General features: G+C 61.5%; 15 protein-coding genes. 5 read left to right on the top strand and 10 right to left on the bottom strand.

Annotated features, from left to right (window positions below; all coding sequences use genetic code 11):
• Positions 1–14 precede the first annotated feature (14 nt).
• Entirely contained in the window at positions 15–1481 is a 1467-nt protein-coding gene (locus Thiosp_RS23195; protein WP_201068304.1) for a glutamate synthase subunit beta, read from the bottom strand.
• The gene (gene gltB, locus Thiosp_RS23190; protein ID WP_242518819.1) at positions 1474–6300 is read right to left on the bottom strand and encodes a glutamate synthase large subunit; all 4827 of its coding nucleotides are present in this window, start codon (positions 6298–6300) and stop codon (positions 1474–1476) included. Before gltB ends, Thiosp_RS23195 begins: the two co-directional genes overlap by 8 nt.
• 559 nt (positions 6301–6859) lie before the next feature.
• On the opposite strand from gltB, the gene rpsP reads away from it, so the two are divergent.
• The 5 genes from rpsP (at position 6860) to sbcB (ending at position 10532) form a co-directional block, all read left to right on the top strand.
• On the top strand, positions 6860–7120 hold the full coding sequence (gene rpsP / locus Thiosp_RS23185) for a 30S ribosomal protein S16 (RefSeq protein WP_201068303.1): 261 nt from the start codon (positions 6860–6862) through the stop codon (positions 7118–7120).
• A gap of 68 nt (positions 7121–7188) precedes the next feature.
• Positions 7189–7806: a ribosome maturation factor RimM gene (gene rimM / locus Thiosp_RS23180; RefSeq protein WP_201068302.1), complete on the top strand. Its 618-nt coding sequence runs from the start codon at positions 7189–7191 to the stop codon at positions 7804–7806.
• Position 7807: 1 nt separating this feature from the next.
• A complete protein-coding gene (gene trmD / locus Thiosp_RS23175; protein ID WP_201068301.1) occupies positions 7808–8575 on the top strand; it encodes a tRNA (guanosine(37)-N1)-methyltransferase TrmD in 768 nt (255 codons plus the stop codon).
• The gene (gene rplS / locus Thiosp_RS23170; RefSeq protein WP_200283915.1) at positions 8572–8916 is read left to right on the top strand and encodes a 50S ribosomal protein L19; all 345 of its coding nucleotides are present in this window, start codon (positions 8572–8574) and stop codon (positions 8914–8916) included. Before trmD ends, rplS begins: the two co-directional genes overlap by 4 nt.
• A gap of 119 nt (positions 8917–9035) precedes the next feature.
• On the top strand, positions 9036–10532 hold the full coding sequence (gene sbcB / locus Thiosp_RS23165) for an exodeoxyribonuclease I (protein WP_323696725.1): 1497 nt from the start codon (positions 9036–9038) through the stop codon (positions 10530–10532).
• Here the strand turns inward: sbcB and Thiosp_RS23160 are convergent.
• The 8 genes from Thiosp_RS23160 to Thiosp_RS23125 all read right to left on the bottom strand — a co-directional run bounded on the left by Thiosp_RS23160 (position 10483) and on the right by Thiosp_RS23125 (position 19109).
• A complete protein-coding gene (locus Thiosp_RS23160; protein WP_201068300.1) occupies positions 10483–11592 on the bottom strand; it encodes a protein-glutamate methylesterase/protein-glutamine glutaminase in 1110 nt (369 codons plus the stop codon). The genes sbcB and Thiosp_RS23160 overlap by 50 nt on opposite strands.
• Positions 11593–11652: 60 nt before the next feature.
• Positions 11653–12252 carry a chemotaxis protein CheD gene (locus tag Thiosp_RS23155; RefSeq protein WP_201068299.1) on the bottom strand — a complete coding sequence of 200 codons (600 nt, stop codon included), beginning with the start codon at positions 12250–12252 and terminating at the stop codon, positions 11653–11655.
• Between the two features lie 39 nt (positions 12253–12291).
• Complete coding sequence (locus Thiosp_RS23150) at positions 12292–13158, bottom strand: CheR family methyltransferase (protein ID WP_201068298.1); 867 nt, start codon at positions 13156–13158, stop codon at positions 12292–12294.
• The gene (locus Thiosp_RS23145; protein ID WP_201068297.1) at positions 13145–13705 is read right to left on the bottom strand and encodes a chemotaxis protein CheW; all 561 of its coding nucleotides are present in this window, start codon (positions 13703–13705) and stop codon (positions 13145–13147) included. The genes Thiosp_RS23150 and Thiosp_RS23145 overlap by 14 nt, the downstream gene beginning before the upstream one ends.
• Positions 13706–13717: 12 nt before the next feature.
• Positions 13718–15676, bottom strand: coding sequence for a HAMP domain-containing methyl-accepting chemotaxis protein (locus Thiosp_RS23140; RefSeq protein WP_201068296.1), 1959 nt, complete (start codon positions 15674–15676; stop codon positions 13718–13720).
• A 112-nt stretch (positions 15677–15788) separates the two neighbouring features.
• A complete protein-coding gene (locus Thiosp_RS23135; RefSeq protein ID WP_201068295.1) occupies positions 15789–18029 on the bottom strand; it encodes a chemotaxis protein CheA in 2241 nt (746 codons plus the stop codon).
• On the bottom strand, positions 18026–18352 hold the full coding sequence (locus Thiosp_RS23130) for an STAS domain-containing protein (RefSeq protein ID WP_201068294.1): 327 nt from the start codon (positions 18350–18352) through the stop codon (positions 18026–18028). The genes Thiosp_RS23135 and Thiosp_RS23130 overlap by 4 nt, the downstream gene beginning before the upstream one ends.
• A gap of 370 nt (positions 18353–18722) precedes the next feature.
• Positions 18723–19109 (bottom strand): response regulator, encoded by a 387-nt coding sequence (locus Thiosp_RS23125; protein ID WP_207188122.1) that lies wholly within the window; start codon positions 19107–19109, stop codon positions 18723–18725.
• Positions 19110–19604 lie beyond the last annotated feature (495 nt).

The following is a 19604-nucleotide window of genomic DNA, read 5'->3' as shown; positions in this document are numbered from 1 at the left end:
ACGAAGAGTGGCGCTTAGCGCGGCAAATCGCTACGCCCCATCAGCCACTCATCGACGGCGCGGGCGCATTGGCGGCCCTCGCGGATGGCCCAGACCACCAGGGACTGGCCGCGGCGCATGTCGCCGGCGGCGAAGACGCCTTCGACGCTGGTGGCGTAGGCTTGCGCGCCTTCCGTGCTGGCCTGGACGTTGCCACGGCCGTCGAGCGCAAGATTGGCGCTTTCTTTCAGCTCATCGAGCATGCCTTCGTGCACCGGGTGGACGAAGCCCATGGCAAGCAGCACCAGGTCGGCGGGCATCTCGGCCTCTGAGCCCGGCACTTCGCTCATCTGCCAGCGGCCGCTGTCGTCCTTGTCCCAGCGCACCAGGACGTATTTGACGGCCTTGACGCGGTTCTCGCCGTCGCTGACGAAGCCTTTTGTCAGCACATTCCACATGCGCTTGCTGCCTTCCTCTTGCGAGGTGGAGGTGCGCAGTTTGTTCGGCCAGTTGGGCCAAGTCAGGCCTTTGTCTTCCTTGGCTGGCGGTTTGTCGAGGATCTCGATCTGGGTGACGGTCTTGGCACCGTGGCGGTTGGAGGTGCCGATGCAGTCTGAGCCGGTGTCGCCACCGCCGATGACCACAACCTGCTTGCCCTCGGCGCTGATGAAGTCCTCCTCCGGCACATAGACGCCCTGCACCCGCTTGGAGTTGGGCCGCAGGAAGTCCATCGCGAAGTGAATGCCGTCGAAGCTGCGCCCGGGAACGTCGAGATCGCGCGCTTTCTCAGAGCCACCGCAGAGCACCAGGGCATCGAAGTCGCGCTTCAAGTCGGCGAGCGGAACATCCACGCCGACATGGCAGTTGGTGTGAAACTCGACGCCCTCGGCGCGCATCTGCGCCATGCGCCGGTCGATGAGCGTCTTGCTGAGCTTAAAGTCAGGGATGCCGAAGCGCAGCAGGCCGCCGATGCGGTCTTCTTTCTCGAACAGGGCCACGGCATGGCCGGCGCGCGCGAGTTGCTGGGCGCAGGCGAGCCCCGATGGACCCGAACCGACCACCGCAACCTTCTTGCCGGTGCGGTGCGCCGGCACCTGGGGCTTGACCCAGCCTTCGTCCCAGGCGCGGTCGGCGATGGCGCGCTCGATGGCCTTGATGGCGACCGGGGCGTCGTCGATGTTGAGCGTGCAGGAGGCCTCGCAGGGCGCCGGGCAGATGCGCCCGGTGAATTCCGGGAAGTTGTTGGTGGAGTGCAGGACCTCAATCGCTGTCTGCCAGTCCTGGCGATAGACCAGGTCGTTCCAGTCCGGAATGATGTTGTTGACCGGGCAGCCCTGATGGCAATAAGGGATGCCGCAGTCCATGCAACGCGCGCCCTGGATGGCGAGCTCGCTGTCCGGCAGCGGCAGCATGAACTCAGAATAATGGACAATGCGATCGCCAACCGGCTGCAGTCCCAGCTCAGCGCGCGCATATTCCATGAAACCCGTTGGCTTACCCATTTTCCGCAACTCCAGCCCGCTGTTCTGATGAAGGTTTTTCTGAAAGGGGGTTTTCTGAGAGGGGTTTCGCTGAAAGGGGATTGGAACCCGCGATCGCGCCCTCTACGGTACCGCCAATCGAGCCCCCTATTGAACCCCCTATGGAAGCGCCAATTGAACCGGGCCCAGGCTTCGATGGCGGCGGCGGGTGGCGCTGATTCGACTGCATCTGCTCGAGCGCGCCGCGATAATCGACCGGCATGACCTTGACGAACTTGCCGAGCATTTGCGGCCAGTCGTTGAGGATGCGCGCGGCCACCGCCGAGTTGGTATGGTGCTTGTGCTTGAGGATGAGCTGCTTGAGACGCAGGGCGTCGAAGCGGGTCATGTCACTGCTGAGATCAACCAACCCTAAGGATTCCAGATCACCACCCTGGTGAGCGCTCGCTTCAAGCGCATCGTCCTCGGCCTGAATTGGCTCGAGTTCCACCATGGCCATGTTGCACCGCTCAGCAAAGGTGCCGTCTTCGTCCAGCACGTAGGCGATGCCGCCCGACATGCCAGCGGCGAAGTTGCGACCGGTGGGGCCCAGGCAAACCATGATGCCGCCGGTCATGTACTCGCAGCCATGGTCGCCGACGCCCTCGACGACCGCCGTGGCGCCCGAGTTGCGCACGCAGAAGCGCTCGCCCGCGACACCGCGGAAGAAGCTCTCGCCACTGATGGCGCCATAAAGCACGGTGTTGCCGACGATGATGTTGTCCTCGGCACGGTCGATGCTGGAGTTGGCAGGTGGGTAGATGATCAGCCGCCCGCCGGAGAGACCCTTGCCGACATAGTCGTTGGCCTCGCCTTCGAGCTCGATGGTGACGCCATGGGCCAGCCAGGCGCCGAAGGACTGACCGGCGATACCGCGTGCTTTGATAAAGATGCTGTCATCGGGCAGGCCCGTGTAGCCATAGCGCTCGGCCACCCGGCCGGACAGCATGGTGCCAACGGTGCGGTTGAAGTTCTTTACCACCGTCTCGATGCGCACCGGTTGCCCTTGCTCCAGCGCGGGGGTGGCCTGGCGGATCAGCTCATGATCCAGAGCCTTCTCAAGCCCATGATCCTGCGCCTCGCTGTTGAACAGCTTGACCTCTGGGCCAACCTGCGGCTTGGCGAGAATGCGCGAGAAGTCCAGTCCCATGGCCTTCCAGTGGTCGATGGCGCGGCGCATCTCGAGCCGATCCATCTGCCCGATCATGTCATCGAAGCGCCGGTAGCCGAGTTTGGCCATGAGTTCGCGGACTTCCTCTGCAATGAAGAAGAAGAAGTTGATCACATGCTCGGGCTGACCGGTGAAGCGCCGGCGCAGTTCGGGGTCTTGCGTGGCGACCCCGACCGGACAGGTGTTCAGATGGCACTTGCGCATCATGATGCAGCCGGCGGCGATCAGTGGCGCGGTGGCGAAGCCGAATTCATCCGCCCCGAGCAGGGCGCCTATGACCACGTCGCGACCGGTACGCAGACCGCCGTCGACCTGCACCGCGATGCGCCCGCGCAGGCGGTTCAGCACCAGGGTCTGATGGGTCTCGGCCAGGCCGATCTCCCACGGGGAGCCGGCGTGCTTGATGGAAGTCAGCGGACTGGCACCGGTGCCGCCGTCGTAGCCGGCGATGGTGACATGATCGGCATGGGCCTTGGACACACCCGCTGCGACCGTGCCGACGCCGACCTCGGACACCAGCTTGACGCTGATGCGCGCCTTGGGATTGGCGTTTTTCAGGTCATGGATCAGCTGGGCCAGATCCTCGATGGAATAGATGTCGTGATGTGGCGGCGGCGAAATCAGCCCCACGCCGGGAGTGGAATGACGCACCCGCGCGATCTGGGCATTGACCTTATGACCAGGCAGCTGACCGCCTTCGCCGGGCTTGGCGCCCTGGGCGACCTTGATCTGAATATCATCAGCATTGACCAGATACTCGACCGTGACACCAAAGCGCCCTGAGGCGACCTGCTTGATGGCCGAGCGCTCCGGGTTCATGGAGCCATCCGGCAGCGGCTTGAAGCGCTCGGGCTCCTCGCCACCCTCGCCAGTGTTGGACTTGCCGCCGATGGCATTCATGGCCTTCGCGAGCGTGGAATGCGCCTCGTAGCTGATGGAGCCAAAGCTCATGGCGCCGGTCGCGAAACGCTTGACGATGTCCTTGGTCGGTTCGACCTCGTCGATGGGGATGGGCTGATCGGCCCACTTGAAGTCCATCAGGCCGCGGAAGGTCAGCAGCCGCTCGTTCTGCTCATTGATCTGGCGGGCAAAGTCGGCAAAGGTCTTGGCATCATTGCCGCGCACCGCGTGCTGCAGCTGGGTGATGCTCTGCGGTGTCCAGATATGGTCCTCGCCACGCAGGCGGTAGGCGTAGTCACCGCCGGCGTCGAGCTGGTGCAGTAGGACTTGATCGTTGCCATAGGCCTGCTCGTGCCAACGCACCGCCTCGCGCGACACTTCAGCAAGGCCCACGCCTTCAACCATGCTGGTGGTGCCGGTGAAATACTGCTCGATAAAGCTTTGGTTCAGACCTACGGCATCGAAAATCTGCGCGCCGCAGTAGCTCTGGAAGGTGGAAATGCCCATCTTGGACATGACCTTCTTCAGCCCCTTGCCGACGGCCTTGATGTAGCGGCTCTGGGCCTCATCGAAACTCTCCGGCGCGCCGCTGCCACCGGGTAGTTTCGGCAGTAGCGCATCAATGGTGTCGAACGCCAGATAAGGGTTGATCGCCTCGGCGCCAAAGCCGGCCAGGGTGGCAAAGTGATGCACCTCAAGCGCGGCGCCGGTTTCGACCACCAGGCCGGAGCTGGTGCGCAGGCCGCGGCGGATCAGATGATGATGCACGGCCGAGGTGGCGAGCAGCGCCGGAATCGGGATGAAATCGCGGTTCGCGGCGCGGTCGGACAGGATCAGGATGTTGTGGCCGGCCAGCACGGCTTGCTCGGCCTGGTTGCACAAGCGCTCGAGCGCTGCCGCCATGCCTTCGGCACCCTCGGGCGACGGGTAGACGATGTCGAGATTCTGGGTGCGGAAGGCGCCGCCGGAGTTGTCCTCAATGTGACGGATGCGCTCCAGGTCCTCGTTCGTCAGCACCGGTTGGTCGACTTCCAGTCGCCAGTGGAAGTTGTCGTCCTGGCCTTCCTCATGAATGGCGAGCAGGTTGGGCCGCGGGCCGATCAGCGACACCAGCGACATGACTAGTTCCTCGCGGATCGGGTCGATGGCCGGGTTGGTGACCTGGGCGAAGTTCTGCTTGAAGTAGGTCGACAGATGCTTGGAGCGTGCCGAGAGCACCGAGGGCGGATTGTCCGCGCCCATGGAGCCGATGGCCTCCTGCCCGGTCAGGACCATCGGTGTGAGCAGGAACTTGATGTCTTCCTGGGTGTAGCCGAAAGACTGCTGGGCGTCGAGCAGTACGTCTTCGGTCGGCGCCATGGGGGCGACATCGGTCGGCAGAGAGTCGAGATGGATCTGGGTGCGATTCAGCCAGTCGCGATAGGGGCGGGCGCGGGCCAGATCGTGCTTGATCTCGGCATCGTCGATGATGCGTCCCTGTTCGAGATCGATCAGGAACATCTTGCCTGGCTGCAAGCGCCACTTCTTGATGATGCGCTCTTCGGCGATGTCGAGCACACCCATCTCCGAGCCCATGATGACCATGTCGTCGTTGGTGACCAGATAGCGCGCGGGGCGCAAACCGTTGCGGTCCAGTGTCGCGCCGATCTGGCGCCCGTCGGTAAAGGCCACGGCTGCCGGACCGTCCCATGGCTCCATCAGTGCGGCGTGGTATTCGTAAAAGGCCCGCCGCTCCTCGTCCATCTGCTTGTTGCCGGACCAGGCCTCGGGGATCAGGATCATCATGGCATGGGCCAGCGAATAGCCGCCCATGACCAGCAGCTCAAGCGCGTTGTCGAAGCAGGCCGAGTCCGATTGGCCTTCGGGGATCAGCGGCCAGATGCTGTCGAGGTCTTCGCCGAGAATCTCCGAGCGCATGGTGTGACGGCGTGCCGCCATCCAATTGACATTGCCGCGCAAGGTGTTGATCTCGCCATTGTGGCAGATCATGCGGAAAGGCTGCGCCAGGTCCCAGGTGGGGAAGGTGTTGGTCGAGAAGCGCTGATGCACCAGCGCCAGCGCCGAGGCAAAGCGCTCGTCCTGAAGATCAAGATAATAATTGCCGACCTGATCGGCCAGCAGCATGCCCTTGTAATTGATAGTGCGCGAGGACATGGAGGACACGTAGTAGGCCGTCTTGTCGAAACCAGCGGCGCGGATGGCATTGTCCATGCGCTTGCGGATGACAAACAGCTTGCGCTCGAAGTCATCTTGATCCTTGCAGTTGGGTCCGCAGGCAACAAACACCTGGCGAGTGACCGGCTCCGAGGGCAAGACGCTCTCGCCCAGATCGCTGTTATCGACCGGCACATCGCGCCAGCCAAGCACTGTCTGGCCGCCGTCGCCCAGATGCTGCTCGACCGTGGTCTGCATCTGCTGCCTGGCCGCCTCGTCGCGCGGCAGGAAGACCATACCGACACCATAATGGCCGGGCTCGGGCAGCGCGAAGTCGACAACCGCGCGGAAGAAATCATCCGGCATCTGCACCAGAATGCCCGCGCCATCGCCAGCTTTAGGGTCGGCGCCGACTGCACCACGATGGGTCAGGCGGCGGAGGATCTCGAGCCCCTGTTGCACAATTTTGTGGCTTTGCTGGTTCTTGATGTGGCAGACAAAGCCGACACCGCAGGCATCATGCTCGTGGGCCGGGTTATAAAGACCCTGGGCAGGTGGCAGGCTGGCCAATGTCATGTCTGACGCCTTGGTCGCGCCAGGCGGCGAGCCAGACAGGGGCGCGCCAGACGGAGAGCATGCCTGTGCGTTTGACGAGGGGTCCTTCAGGGGCGTCATCTAGTGACCTCGCTGAAACCGTTGCTGTTTTTCGGATGATTGTGCATGCCCGACCGGGGTGGAGTCACCCTCGGGATTTTCGGGAATCGTCCGGCTGGATTGCGCGGTTGGATTGCTCCGGGCGCGCGAGCGAACGCGCCATGATAAGCGAGATGCAGGGGCTATGCCAGCCGCGCGTCGAGCGTTATGCGGGTCAACGCCGCTGCACAGGTCGCAGGCGCAAACTTTATTGTTTATTTATCCCGCCTGTCGAGGTAAACTGGATGGTTTGACGTATTCATAGTTTTCCCAGCGCTCCTCACGCTCATGGTCCCTGCCACTGCGGGCCATGAACGCATTCTTAAAGAATCCATGCCCCGGATCCATTTCCATGAGTCCATGCGGCTCAGGTTAGGGTTCCGGCGTGGGATGAGCGCTCGGAGAACGGTCGAGATTGTTGATTCGAACAGGTTATACATTCATGGTCAAAATTCGTTTGTCGCGCGGCGGTGCCAAGAAGCGGCCATTTTATCAAATCGTGGTGGCGGATATTCGCTGCACGCGGGACGGTAAGTATATCGAGCGCATTGGGTTTTTTAACCCAGGTGCCAAAGGTGGCGAGGAGCGCCTGCGGGTGGACCGCGCGCGTGCCGAGCATTGGGTCGGGCAGGGCGCGCAGCCGACAGAGCGCGTCGCGCAACTGTTAAAGCTGGCTTCCAAACAAGCTCAGGCGGCTGCCTGAGCAGGTTGAGAAAGCAACCCGAACCTCACTCAGACAAGCCGCGGCTGGTTTTCTGAGCGCTCGTCGCCATGGCTGCGAGCAATCAACCTCAGGGCGCTGATCGCCGGGTTGTCCTCGGGCGCATTGTTGGCGTTTTCGGCGTGCGCGGATGGGTCCGGGTACTCTCGGAGACAGACCCGCTTGAGAATATTCTCAAGTACTCGCCATGGCTGTTGAGTGGCGCGCCCAACGTGCGCCAGCCTGGTGCATCTAAGCTTGATGCATCTAAGCCGGACGTATCCAAGGCGCCACCGGGCGGGCGAGAGCTTGCCGCGGCTGATGCCTGCGAATGGCGGGTGTTGCAGGGGCAGCGGCATGGCAAGGGGCTGATCGTTCGCTTGCAGCATTGCGACGACCGCGACCTGGCCCAGAGCCTGGTCGGGGCTGAGATCGCGGTGCGGCGTAGCCAGTTGCCGCAGCCGGCGGCTGATGAGTTTTACTGGACGGATTTGGAAGGTCTGAGAGTCGAGACCACCGAAGGCGTGGTGCTCGGGCTGGTGCATGGCTTATTGGCGACGGGCGCCAATGATGTCCTGGTGGTGCGCGGCGAGCGTGAGCGCCTGATTCCCTTCGTTTGGGATCAGGTCGTGCGCGAATTGGACTTTGCACAGGGGCTGATGCGCGTCGACTGGGACCCGGATTTCTGACGTGCGCTTCGACGTCATCACGCTGTTTCCGGAGCAGTTTCGCATTCTGTCCGGCGAGGGCGTGGTGGCGCGCGCGCTAAGCCGTGGCATTGCTGATCTGCACCTGTGGAATCCGCGCGATTTCGCACTTGGCCCGCATCGGCGAGTCGACGACCGGCCCTATGGTGGCGGGCCAGGCATGGTGATGCTGTATGAGCCGCTGGCCGCGACCATCGCGGCGGCGCGCGCGGCCTCGCCCGATGCGCGCGTGGCGTATTTGTCGCCGCAGGGCAGGACGCTCGATCAGCAGGCGATGCAGGACATCGCAGCGGCTCCGGGGTGGATTTTGCTGGCAGGGCGCTACGAGGGCGTCGACGAACGCCTGCTCGAGCGTTGTGTCGATCAGGAGTGGTCGATCGGGGATTATGTCCTGAGCGGCGGTGAACTGCCGGCTATGGTGGTCATGGATGCCGTCATCCGGCTGCTGCCGGGAGCCCTGGGCCATGAGCGCTCGGCGCTGGAAGACTCTTACATGAACGGTCTGCTGGACTGTCCGCATTTCAGCAGGCCGGAGGACATTGCCGGTGTGCGGGTGCCGGATGTTCTGCTAAGCGGGGACCATGGCGCCATTGCGCGCTGGCGCCGCAAGCAGGCGCTGGGGCGAACCTGGCTGAAACGCCCGGATTTGCTGGCGAATATGACACTTGATAGCGAAGAGCAGCAGTTGCTGCATGATTTTATTCAGGCTCGGCAGGGCGCCGCGCAGGATTCAGGAGAAATCGAACAATGAGTAACGTAATTCTTGAGCTCGAGCGCGAGCAGATGACCCGCGAGGTGCCGCCTTTCGCGCCCGGTGACACCGTGGTGGTTCAGGTGAAGGTGACAGAAGGCAACCGCGAGCGCCTGCAGGCGTTCGAAGGTGTCTGCATTGCCAAGCGCAACCGCGGCCTTAATTCCGCCTTCACCCTGCGCAAGGTCTCGCATGGCGAGGGCGTCGAGCGCGTATTCCAGACCTACAGCCCCGCCATTGCCAACATCGATGTGAAGCGTCGCGGCGATGTGCGTCGCGCCAAGCTCTACTACTTGCGTGAGCGTTCCGGTAAGTCGGCGCGTATCAAAGAAAAGGTGTAAGACTGCCGCCGGGCGTCATCCCGGCGGTTTCGCGCCGCTGGGGTTTCCCAGCAGCGCGGCGGCGGCGGCTTTTCCCGCTGTCGCTGCCTTGGATCTGATCCCGGCGATCGCTCATCCGCTTGCCACTGCAACCGACTTTTTACTGGTACGACTACGAGACCTGGGGACGCGATCCCCGGCGAGATCGCCCCTGTCAGTTCGCCGGTCTGCGCACCGATGCCGAGCTCAATGAACTCGGCCCGGCCGAGCCGCCGCTGGTGCGTTTCTGTCAGCCGGCAGACGATTTTCTCCCTTCCCCCGAGGCCTGTCTGGTCACCGGTCTGACACCGCAGCAGGCCGAGCGCGAGGGCGTGATCGAGGCGCAATTCGCCGCCGACATCCAACAACAGCTTGCCCGCCCGGGCACCTGTTCGGTGGGTTACAACAGCATCCGCTTCGACGAGGAAGTCTCGCGCTTCCTGTTCTACCGCAACTTTCGTGATCCTTACGCGCATGCCTGGCGCAACGGCAATTCGCGCTGGGATCTGATCGATGTGGTGCGCCTAGCCCATGCGCTGCGCCCGCAGGGCATCAACTGGCCGCGTCATCCAGGCGGCGAGCCATCCTTCAAGCTCGAGCACCTGACCGCCGCCAACGACATCGCCCATCAAGGCGCGCACGACGCTCTGGTCGATGTGCGCGCAACCCTGGCGCTGGCGCGGCTGTTGCGGGCCGCGCAGCCGAGGTTGTTCGGCTATGCCCTCCAACTGCGCGACAAGGAGCGGGTGCGTGAGTTGCTCAGCGGTGGAAAGCCGCTCCTGCACGTTTCCTCTAAATACCCGGCCGAGCGCGGCTGCATCGCACCGGTGATGGTGGTGGCACCCTCAAGCGCCGATGATCGCAACGCACTAATTGTCTGGGACTTGCGCGAGGACCCGGCCGAACTGATCGGGCTTGTGCCGGAGGCGATTCGCGAACGGGTATTCACTCGCTCAGAGGATCTGGCGGCGGGTGTCGGGCGCCTGCCGCTCAAAAAGCTGCGCGTCAATGCCTCTCCGATGGTTGCGCCCATGGCCACTCTCTCGGGCGACGCCGCAGAGCGCTGGGAGATCGATCCCGCCCAGGTAGAGCGTCATTACCGACGGTTTCAGGATCATGCCGAAGCATCCAGGCAGGTCGCGGTCGCAGTGCGCGACGCCTTCGCGCGGCCGGGCGATGCCAAGGGCGAGCAGGACCCCGATGAAGCGCTCTACGGCGGGTTTTTATCCGATGCCGATCAGCGCTTGCTGGAGCAGGTGCGACGCCTGCCGCCGCAAGAGCTCACAACAACACATTTCGCGTTTCAGGATCAGCGCTTGCCGGTGCTCTTGTTCCGCTACCGGGCGCGCAACTGGCCGGAAAGCTTGACGCTGCAAGAGCGCGAGCAATGGGATGCCTGGCGGCTGGCGCGCATTCATCAGGAGACAGCCGCAGACCGCCTCAGTCTGCGTCAATACTGGCAGCGCATTGCCGAGTTACGCCAGGAACATGCCGCAGACCCACGCCGCCAGCAGATTCTGGCGGAGCTCGAGCACTGGCCGCAGCGCATCAACGTGACGCGTGATGCAGATAGGCCGCCCGCGACGGTGCCTGGGTGATGATGCCCGGAATCGCTGAAATAGGAACAATGCCATCGACACCGCCGAGCTTGACGGCTTCTTTGGGCATGCCATAGACCACGCAGGTGGCTTCATCCTGGGCGATGGTCAGGGCGCCTGTGCCGTGCATTTCACCCATGCCGCGAGCACCATCATCGCCCATGCCGGTCATGATAATGCCAATCGCATTGGGGCCTGCTGACTGGGCTGCTGAGCGAAACAAAACATCCACCGATGGCCGATGGCGGCTGACCAAGGGCCCGCCCTTAATTTCCACGAGATACTGGGCGCCGCTGCGCCGCAGCAGCATGTGCGAGGTACCGGGTGCGATCAGTGCCTGACCGGCAATGACCCGGTCGCCGCTTTTGGCCTCGCGCACATGGATCTGACAGAGACTATCGAGCCGCTCCGCGAACGCTTGGGTGAAGGCGCCGGGCATGTGCTGCACCACTACAATCCCGGGCGCGGTGCGCGGCAGACGCGTCAGCACGTACTCGAGGGCCTGGGTGCCACCGGTCGAGGTGCCGATGGCGATGACGCGGTCGGTGGTGGTGGACAGGGGCTTGAAGCTGCGATCGGCCACCACCGAGTCTGCCGCCAGCTTGGGCGTCGGCTTCATGGTGGCGGGTGCCGGGGTCCCTGGCCGCGAGACCTTGTCCATGCGCGCATGGCTAGCGCCGCGGATGGCATCGCCGAGTTGGGTCTTGGAGTCCTCCAGGAACTGACGCAAGCCCACCGTGGGTTTGGTGATGATATCAACCGCGCCGGCGCTCATCGCCTGCATGGTGATCTCGGCGCCTTTGCCGGCGAGGGTGGAACAGATAATGACCGGTGTCGGGCGTTCTTTCATCAACTGGCGCAGGAAGGTCAGCCCATCCATGCGTGGCATCTCGATGTCGAGCACGATGACATCGGGCCAGCCTTTCTCAAAGGCCTTGTGAGCGAAAATTGGATCGCGCGCCGAGCCGATCACCTCAATGCCGCTGAGAGAGTTGAGCTGCTCGGTCAGCACCTGGCGGACGACGGCGGAATCGTCGACGATAAAGACCTTGGTGGTCATGCGGAGATTGCTCCTGTAACCGGTGCCGAAACCGCCAGGAGCCAAGGCCCCGACGTCGGGTTACCAGAATTCGACACTGCTTTTTTCGCGTTGATGTTTGAGCTCCTTGTCGAAGTACTGTTTTTCCTCGACCAGAATGCGGCTGGCGCGCTTGATCGGGATGCGTCTGAGGTAGACCGAGAAATCGCTGCTCTCGAAACGAATCTGCCGGCCCATGTCGCCGCCGAAATCCTGCGCCACCAGGGGGATGCGATCTTCGTTGAGAAACTTCTGTACAAACTCGACGTTGATCTTGCCGATGCTGAAGCGATCGGGTAGTTCATTCAGGCGTGTGGCCAGAACATTGCCGCCGCCGAAGGCCTTGGCGCGCAGATTGGCGCGACGGGCGCCGAGCTTGAGCATGTCGTTGATGAGGAGTTCCATGGCGCCGAGCCCGTAGCGCCCGGCGTCCGAGGCCAGAACCGGGTCTTGACTCGGGTGACGGGTGGCAAGCAAAAAGTGATTCATCCCGACCACGCGGGTGATTGGATCGTACAGGCACACCGACACGCAGGAACCGAGCAGCGTCGAGAGCACGATTGGCTTGCGCGAGACGTGATGCTCTCCGGCGTGAATGACGCACTTTTCAATCTGAGGTTGCGCTTTTACGGCGGCATTCATGCGACAGCAAGTGGAGGCGTGGACGGTTTATGTGCGCGCTCAGCGCGGTGGTTTTCTGAAAATCGAGGGGCCAATACTAGTCAGATCGGTCTTGACGCCGTGGAGAGACTCGACATGGCTAATGAACAAGTACCCGCCTGGAGCGATTGCCCGACTGAGGCAGTCTAACACCAATTGCTTCGTTGGCGTGTCGAAGTAAATGAGTACGTTGCGTAAAAATACAATCTCAAACTGACGGCTGTCGTCGCGGGGTTTTTTGAGGTTGCGCTCTTCAAACCGCGTGCGCGCCTTCATCTTGGGAATGATCAGCAGATTACCGGCCTGCGCGCGCACACCCTTCAGGCAATACTTCGACAGCCACTCTCGCGGGAGATTCTTGGCGCGCTCGAGTGGGTACATGCCGAGCTTTGCGGTGGCCACCACCTGGGAGTTGATGTCGGAGCCGAGAATATCCCAGTCGCCACGTCCCAGGGTTTCCGCCAGCACCATGGCCAAGGTGTAGACCTCCTCACCGGTTGAGCAGGCGGCGCTCCAGACATGCAGCTGGCGGTTGCGGTACTGCGGCAAAATTTTTGTGCGCAGATAATCGAAGTGCGCCGGCTCGCGGTAGAAGTAGGTCTCATTGGTAGTAAGCAAGTCAACCAGATGGCGCCGCTCAGTTTCCTTATCGGGCTTCGAAATCAGGTCGATGTAGGCGTCGTAGTTGCGCAGACCGTAGTGGCGCAGCCGCTTTTGCAGGCGCGAGCTAACCAGCTGGCGCTTGTGCGGGGCGAGGTTGATCCCCGCCTTTTCGTAAATGAATTTGCGAAATCGCTCAAAGGCTTTGTCGGAAATCGGATCGAGCTCGGCCAGAGCCTCGATTGCCGGGTTTTTCTCGCTCGCCGTCTTGGAGTCAGCTCCCCACATTTGGGCCGTCCAGGCTTGCCCCCTCTACCAGCTTCTTGAGCGATGCCAGCTCTTGAATTGACAATACATTGTCGACCGCCAGAATGATGATAAAGACATCGTTCACCCGGCCCATTGCCTCAATGAAATCCGTACGGATCTCCGAGCCGAATTCCGGTGCCGGTTTGACGTCATCATGCGGAATCTCGAGGATGTTGTTCACCTCGTCGACCAACATGCCCAGATGATGGCTGATTGTCTGGGACTTTACCTCGACTAAGACGATACAGCTGCGTTTGGAAATGGTCAGTGCACCGCGGCTCAGGCGCGCGCCGAGATCGACCACGGGCACCACATTACCGCGCAGGTTGATGACACCACGAATGTAATCGGGTGTCATCGGGACCTGGGTGATCCGTGGTGTTTCGATGATTTCCTGCACGGCATCAATCGACATTGCAAGCCGTTCTTCGGAAACCGAAAACGTCAGATACTGAGCCGTATCTCCGGCGCCCAGGTCGTTGGCGCCGGTGCTGGGCGCCCTTGATGCAGTCGCCTGATCAGTCATAGGGTTCTCCGCCTAGAAGCGCTCGAAGTCCTGTGCATCCAGGTTGTCTCCGCCGTCGCGGGAGAAACCATCGTCGCTGCTCTTCGTTGCCGCAGCCTTGGGAGGCGCGCTTCTTTTGCCGGGTGGGCTCGCGCGCTTGCCGCCGGAGAGCTTGAAGAAGGCCATGGTCTCCTGTAGTTGCGCGGCCTGACCGCTGAGCTCCTCGGCGGTGGCGGCGAGCTCCTCAGAAGAAGACGCATTCTGCTGCGTGGCCTTGTCGAGCTGACCCATGGCGTCGTTGATCTGACCGATGCCGGAGGCCTGCTCGCCGGAAGCGGCAGTGATTTCTTCGACCAGCTCGGCGGTTTTGACGATGTTGGGAACCATCTGCTCAAGCACTTTTCCGGCGTCTTCGGCAATGGAGACGCTGTTGGTGGCGAGCTGGTTGATCTCCTGCGCGGTCACGCCACTGTTCTCAGCGAGCTTGCGCACCTCTGCGGCGACCACGGTAAAGCCCTTGCCGTGCTCGCCGGCGCGCGCGGCCTCAATGGCGGCGTTGAGCGCGAGGAGGTTGGTCTTGTAGGCGATCTCCTCGATCATGCCGATCTTGCTGGCGATCTCCTTCATTGCCGCGACCGTGCGGGTGACCGCCTCGCCGCCCTGACGGGCCTCGTCGGCCGAGCTTCTGGCGATGCCGTTGGTGACGCGCGCGTTCTCGGTATTTTGCTGGACCGAGGCGTTGAGCTCTTCGATGCTCGCGGTGGTTTCCTCGACGCTCGCGGCCTGCTCGGTCGCGCCCTGGCTCAGCGCCTGGGCGGTGGAGCTGACCTCGCTGGAGGCGGAACTCAGGTTATCGGCGCCGACCCGCACCTCGCCGACAATCTGCTGGAGTTGCTGCACCATGCCGTGCATGTCGCCATAAACACCGCGCAAGCCTTGCTGGTCGAACTCGATGCCGAGATCGCCGTTGGCAACGCGCTTGGTGACATCTGCGATGACGGCAGGGTCCTTACCAAGTTGCGCCATGACACCGCGGATGATCAGCCAGGCGATGACGATGCCGAACAACAGGGCAATGGCAGAAAGCACTGAGATGATAAAGACAGCGCGCTCGTTGGCGGCCTGGACCTTGGGGCCAAGCTCGTCCATCTCCTTGATGATCGCGACCTTGATCTCATTGAGCAGGGCCGCAAATTCGGGGCCGAGAACGTCGAGCGTGTTGACCACGTGGTCGTTACGCGTGTCGATGGCTGTCACCAGACCGGTGAAGTTCGAAGCATATTCCTTCTCCAGCGTCCGGATATTGGCGAGAATGCTGCGCCGGGTGGGGTTTTGCAACCCCCGGTCGAGCACGTCGAAAGTCTGCGTCGCCTTTTCCAACTCTTGGCGCACGCGGTCCTGGCTTTCCTTGAGGTTGTCATCGACGTATTTCATCAAATAGACACGTGCAAGCAGAATGTGGCGCAAGGCCGCAGCCGCATCGCTCGCGGATTCCGGGTCGCCGTCTCGCAACGCCGTTTCGAAGATTTCCGTCAAGCCATGCTCGATTTCCGCCCCGAGCTTGGCCAAGACCTCATCGACCAGGCGGTTACGGTTGGCCATTTCCACCTCAACCGCATTAAAGGTCGTGACGTAGGTCTCGATTTGCGTCTGAGCTTGGCGAATTTTTGCTTGGCGCTCGGGATTTTTGATCTGTCCCTCAGCTTCGCCGAGCAGACGCAAGGTCTCCTGCTTGTAATGGTGGAACTCGGCCTTGTCCTTGTCGCTGCCCTTGGTGATCAGGAAGTCCTTGACGTTCATGCGACCCATCAGCATGGCTGCCTGAAGCTCGCCCAAGAGGTTCGCGTTTCGGGCCTTGCGGCGATACTCGCCGAAGTCGGTCGAAGCGTTGTTGATAGTGACGTACGCAAACCCGCTCACGATGACGAGCAGGGCCAGGACGATACCGAAGCCAAGAATCAGTTTTTTGGCCATGGTCAGGGAGCTAAGCATCGAATTCTCCGTCTCGAGGCAAAATGACAACAACAAAAAGCGTCAAAAAAATAAATCTGTAGCCGCCAGGTTATGGGGCCGGAAATTGCCGATGGCAAGCAAAAGCAGCGCTCTAGGCAGCGATGCGACGGTGATGCTGTCCAATATTGGCATTGGCCAATTCGGCAACGTCGAGAATCAGTGCGATGTCCCCGGTGCCGAGAATTGTGGCGCCGGCGATGCCCTGCAGGTTCTCAAACAGGCTGCCCAGGGGCTTGATGACTGTCTGCAATTCTCCCAGCAAGGTGTCCACGACAATCCCGAGCTTGTGATGCCCGAAGCGCACCACGACCAGGCTCTCGCGCGCGGCTTTGCGCTCTCCCATTGGACTGTTGAATAATTCGGTCAGTCGGATAAAGGGTAGCACTTCTCCACGAAGGTTGACGTAATGTTCGCCATTGCGATTTGTCGTTGTCGTATCAGCTGGGTTGACCTCGACGCACTCCGAGACCTGTGACAGCGGAATCACGAACTTCTCCTTGCCGGCACCAACCAAAAAGCCGTCGATAATGGCAAGCGTCAGCGGCAGGATGATGGTCACTTTTGTGCCCTTACCCAACTCGCTTTCGAGCTCCACCGAGCCGCGCAGCGCCTCGATGTTGCGCCGCACCACGTCCATGCCCACGCCGCGCCCGGACAGGTTGCTGGCGGTATCCTTGGTGGACAGCCCGGGCTCGAAGATGAGCCGCAGGGTTTCCTCGTGGCTCAGCACATCCTCGGGCTTGACCATCCCTTTGGCCTCTGCCTTGGCGCGGATGCGTCCGGCATCGAGGCCGGCACCGTCGTCTTTGATCTCGATGACGATATGCCCCGAGTCATGGAAGGCGTTGCACAGGATTGTCCCCGTGGTCGGCTTGCCGACGCGCTGGCGCTCCTCGGGGGATTCGATCGCGTGGTCGATGGCGTTGCGAATGAGATGGGTGAGGGGGTCGGTGATCTTTTCGATCAGTGTCTTGTCGAGCTCTGTCTCACCGCCGGTGATGGTGAGGTCGATCTCCTTGCCGAGGTCCTTGCTGGAATCCCGCACCACGCGGCGGAATCGCGACAGGCTGTCGCCAATGGGAACCATGCGCAGCTGCAGCGCGTTGTCGCGGATTTCCTCGACCAGATAATCCACGCTGTCGACCACTTCGGCCATGTCCTCGACACCGGCGCGCTCGACCATCACCCGGATGGCGGCGCTGCTGGTGACTAGCTCGCCGACCAGGTTGATCAGGTGGCCGAGACGCTCGGCGTCGACGCGAATGAAGCGGTTCTCATCCTGGCGTTTGCGCGCCGCTTCTTGCGTCTTGACCGCCTGCTCCATGAGGGCCGGCTTGACCGAGCCTTGCTCGACCAGGATTTCCCCGATGCGGCGTTTCTTGGCGGCTTCGTCCTCGCTTTCCTCCTCCGCCGTGGTCCCTTGCGAGGCGAGCGCGCGCTCTAGCTCCTGCTGGGTTAGTGCGCCGACTTCAACCAGCATGTCGCCGATGCGGCTGATGTGATCGTCGGGCATGCGCTGCAGCAGCTCGAGGTATTTTTCCTGTGCCGTCTCGGGCGCAAGAATGCGGATGTCGCAGTCGTCTTCGGCAAAGGTGAAGACTCCAGCGATGGTGGGTTTGTCAGCCTCGCTGCGGAAGCTGATGCGGAAGCTCAGGTAGCAGCTTTCCGGGTCGACGTTGTCGAGGCTTGGTGGCCACATGGGAATAGTGGCGACATCGACGATGTTGCCGAGGGTGCTCAAATAGCGCAGGAAGGAGATCGGGTCCATGCCGTTGCGCAGGGCCTCGGGTCCGAAGTCGAGCGCGATGATCCAGGCGTCGCTGGCCACTGGCAGGTACTTTGGCTGGTCGTCGTCGCCACTGGCCGTGGTGCTTGCGTCTGCCGCTGCATCCTGAGCCGAAGCAGAAGCAGAAGCTGGCGCTGGAGGTGCGCCGTTGCGCGCGGCGAGCTTGGCGACCAAGGTCTTGCCGGCCTCGGTGAGTTCGGGGCCGATGTCGATGCTGTCCTCGCTGTCCCCGGAGACCACGGCCTGCACCAGATTGCCGGTGTGGTCGCGGCACTCAAACAGGATGCTGACGAGCGCATCTGTCATGGGCTCGCGCCCGGAGCGGACCTCCTCCATCACCGACTCGATTTCATGGGTGAAATCGACAATGGGCGTGTAGCCGAAGACACCACCGGTGCCTTTGATGGTGTGCATGGCACGGAAGACTGCGTTCAGCGCCTCGTTATCATCGGGGCTGGATTCAAGCGCGAACAGCGCGTCTTCCATCGACTGCAACAGTTCTTCGACTTCCTCAAGGAAGGCTTGCCGGGCGGCATCCATATTCATGAGCTAGCCTCCCTCGACGCGGTGGACGTTGGCAACCCGAAGGTCCGTCTCAGAAAAAGCAGATCGAGCATGTCATCGATCGCCTCGCTAGTAGCGGCGACGGAGAAATCCAGCCCATGCGCGTCAGCCTCGGATTGGGCGTAGAGCAGGATTTGCAGTCCGGAGCTGTCGATTTCGGTGACTTTCGACAGGTCCAGATGCACAGGGGAACGCTTGGCGATGAATTCCTTAAGCCGCTGAAAATTGGCCGATGCGCTATAGATGGTCATTTCCCCTTCGTAGGCGAGGGTGTCCGCCGAGGGCGTCGGTTGGTCGGTCGTCATATCGAGCAGCTCCAAGGGCCGGCGATTGTTCAGTGGCTATTGGCTGACAGACCTTGCGGGTCACTTGTCATTGTCAACTGATGGAAACAGCGGCAAAAAACCGGCAAGGAAAATAGCCATTCTCCCAAGTTACAGCATAGACGGTTTTTCTCACGTCAACAGGGCCTGAGACCAGCGCGTCAGGGGCAGACTCGCCCTGCAAGACTGGTCAAGGTCAGCTCGGTGGCTGCAGTGTGTACATGGACGAGTGGCTTGGGGTTGCGGCTGAACAAGGGCATCGCACATCACCTAACGAGCGCGGGCTTTTGAGCTCGACTCAGCCGCGGCAACCCCGAGAAGCAGTTCGACCGCGAGGGCGAGCAGTGAAAAATCAGGGTAAAACCAGCTTAGAGACAGCGTCGAGCAGGATAGGAGGCTGAAAGGGCTTGACCAGCCAGGCCTTGGCGCCGGCGGCCTTGCCTTCTGCCTTCTTTTCCGGCTGGCTTTCTGTCGTCAGCATCATGATCGGGGTGAATTTGTAGGCGGGGAGCTTTTTGATCTCACGCACCATGGTGATGCCGTCCATGTTGGGCATGTTAACGTCGCTCACAATGAGGTGAACCTTTTGTCCGGTGAGCTTGGACAAGGCCTCTTTCCCATCGCCGGCCTCGATCACATCGTAGCCGGCCCCTTTCAGCGCGATGCAGACGACGTTGCGCAGCGAGGCGGAATCGTCAACTACCATGATTGTTTTGGCCACTTCTTTTAGCCCTCCCATGGGAACTCGAGCATTTTGGACCAAGTGCCCGAAAAGCGAACCCGGTTGCGTAATTGTTGTGTATGATGCGCCGCTGCCGGGGCAGCTTGCGACCCGGCTTGCGACCCAGCTTCGAAGCCGATGGCCAATGGCCAAATGGGGCACAACAAGGCTCGTCGAGATTGCAAGCAGGATCGCTACAGCGGTCCGTCCATCGCGCGCTATTATACATGAGGCCGACAGGGCGACAAATATAGCACGGCCAATAATTGGCGGCCCAAGCCTGCGCGCGCTATGGCTGAAATCATTAACTTTAGGTGTGTGGTGGTCAGGACGGTGGGATGTGCGGTAACTCGATGTTGCTTGTTTTGTTATAACATAGCAGCTGGATTTGTTTTGCATTCTGTCTGATTTGGGCTTGTCTGAAAATCTGGCCTGATTGATCTAGACTGGATTGATCCAGGCCGGCTTGACCGAGATTGGCTAATTTTGCCTGGCCGATGTCGTCTAAACGGA

This window comes from Thiorhodovibrio litoralis (assembly GCF_033954455.1).
GTDB classification, from domain to species: domain Bacteria; phylum Pseudomonadota; class Gammaproteobacteria; order Chromatiales; family Chromatiaceae; genus Thiorhodovibrio; species Thiorhodovibrio litoralis.
The sequence above is the reverse complement of the archived record's forward strand: the minus strand, read 5'-3'. Positions and strand labels throughout refer to the sequence as shown.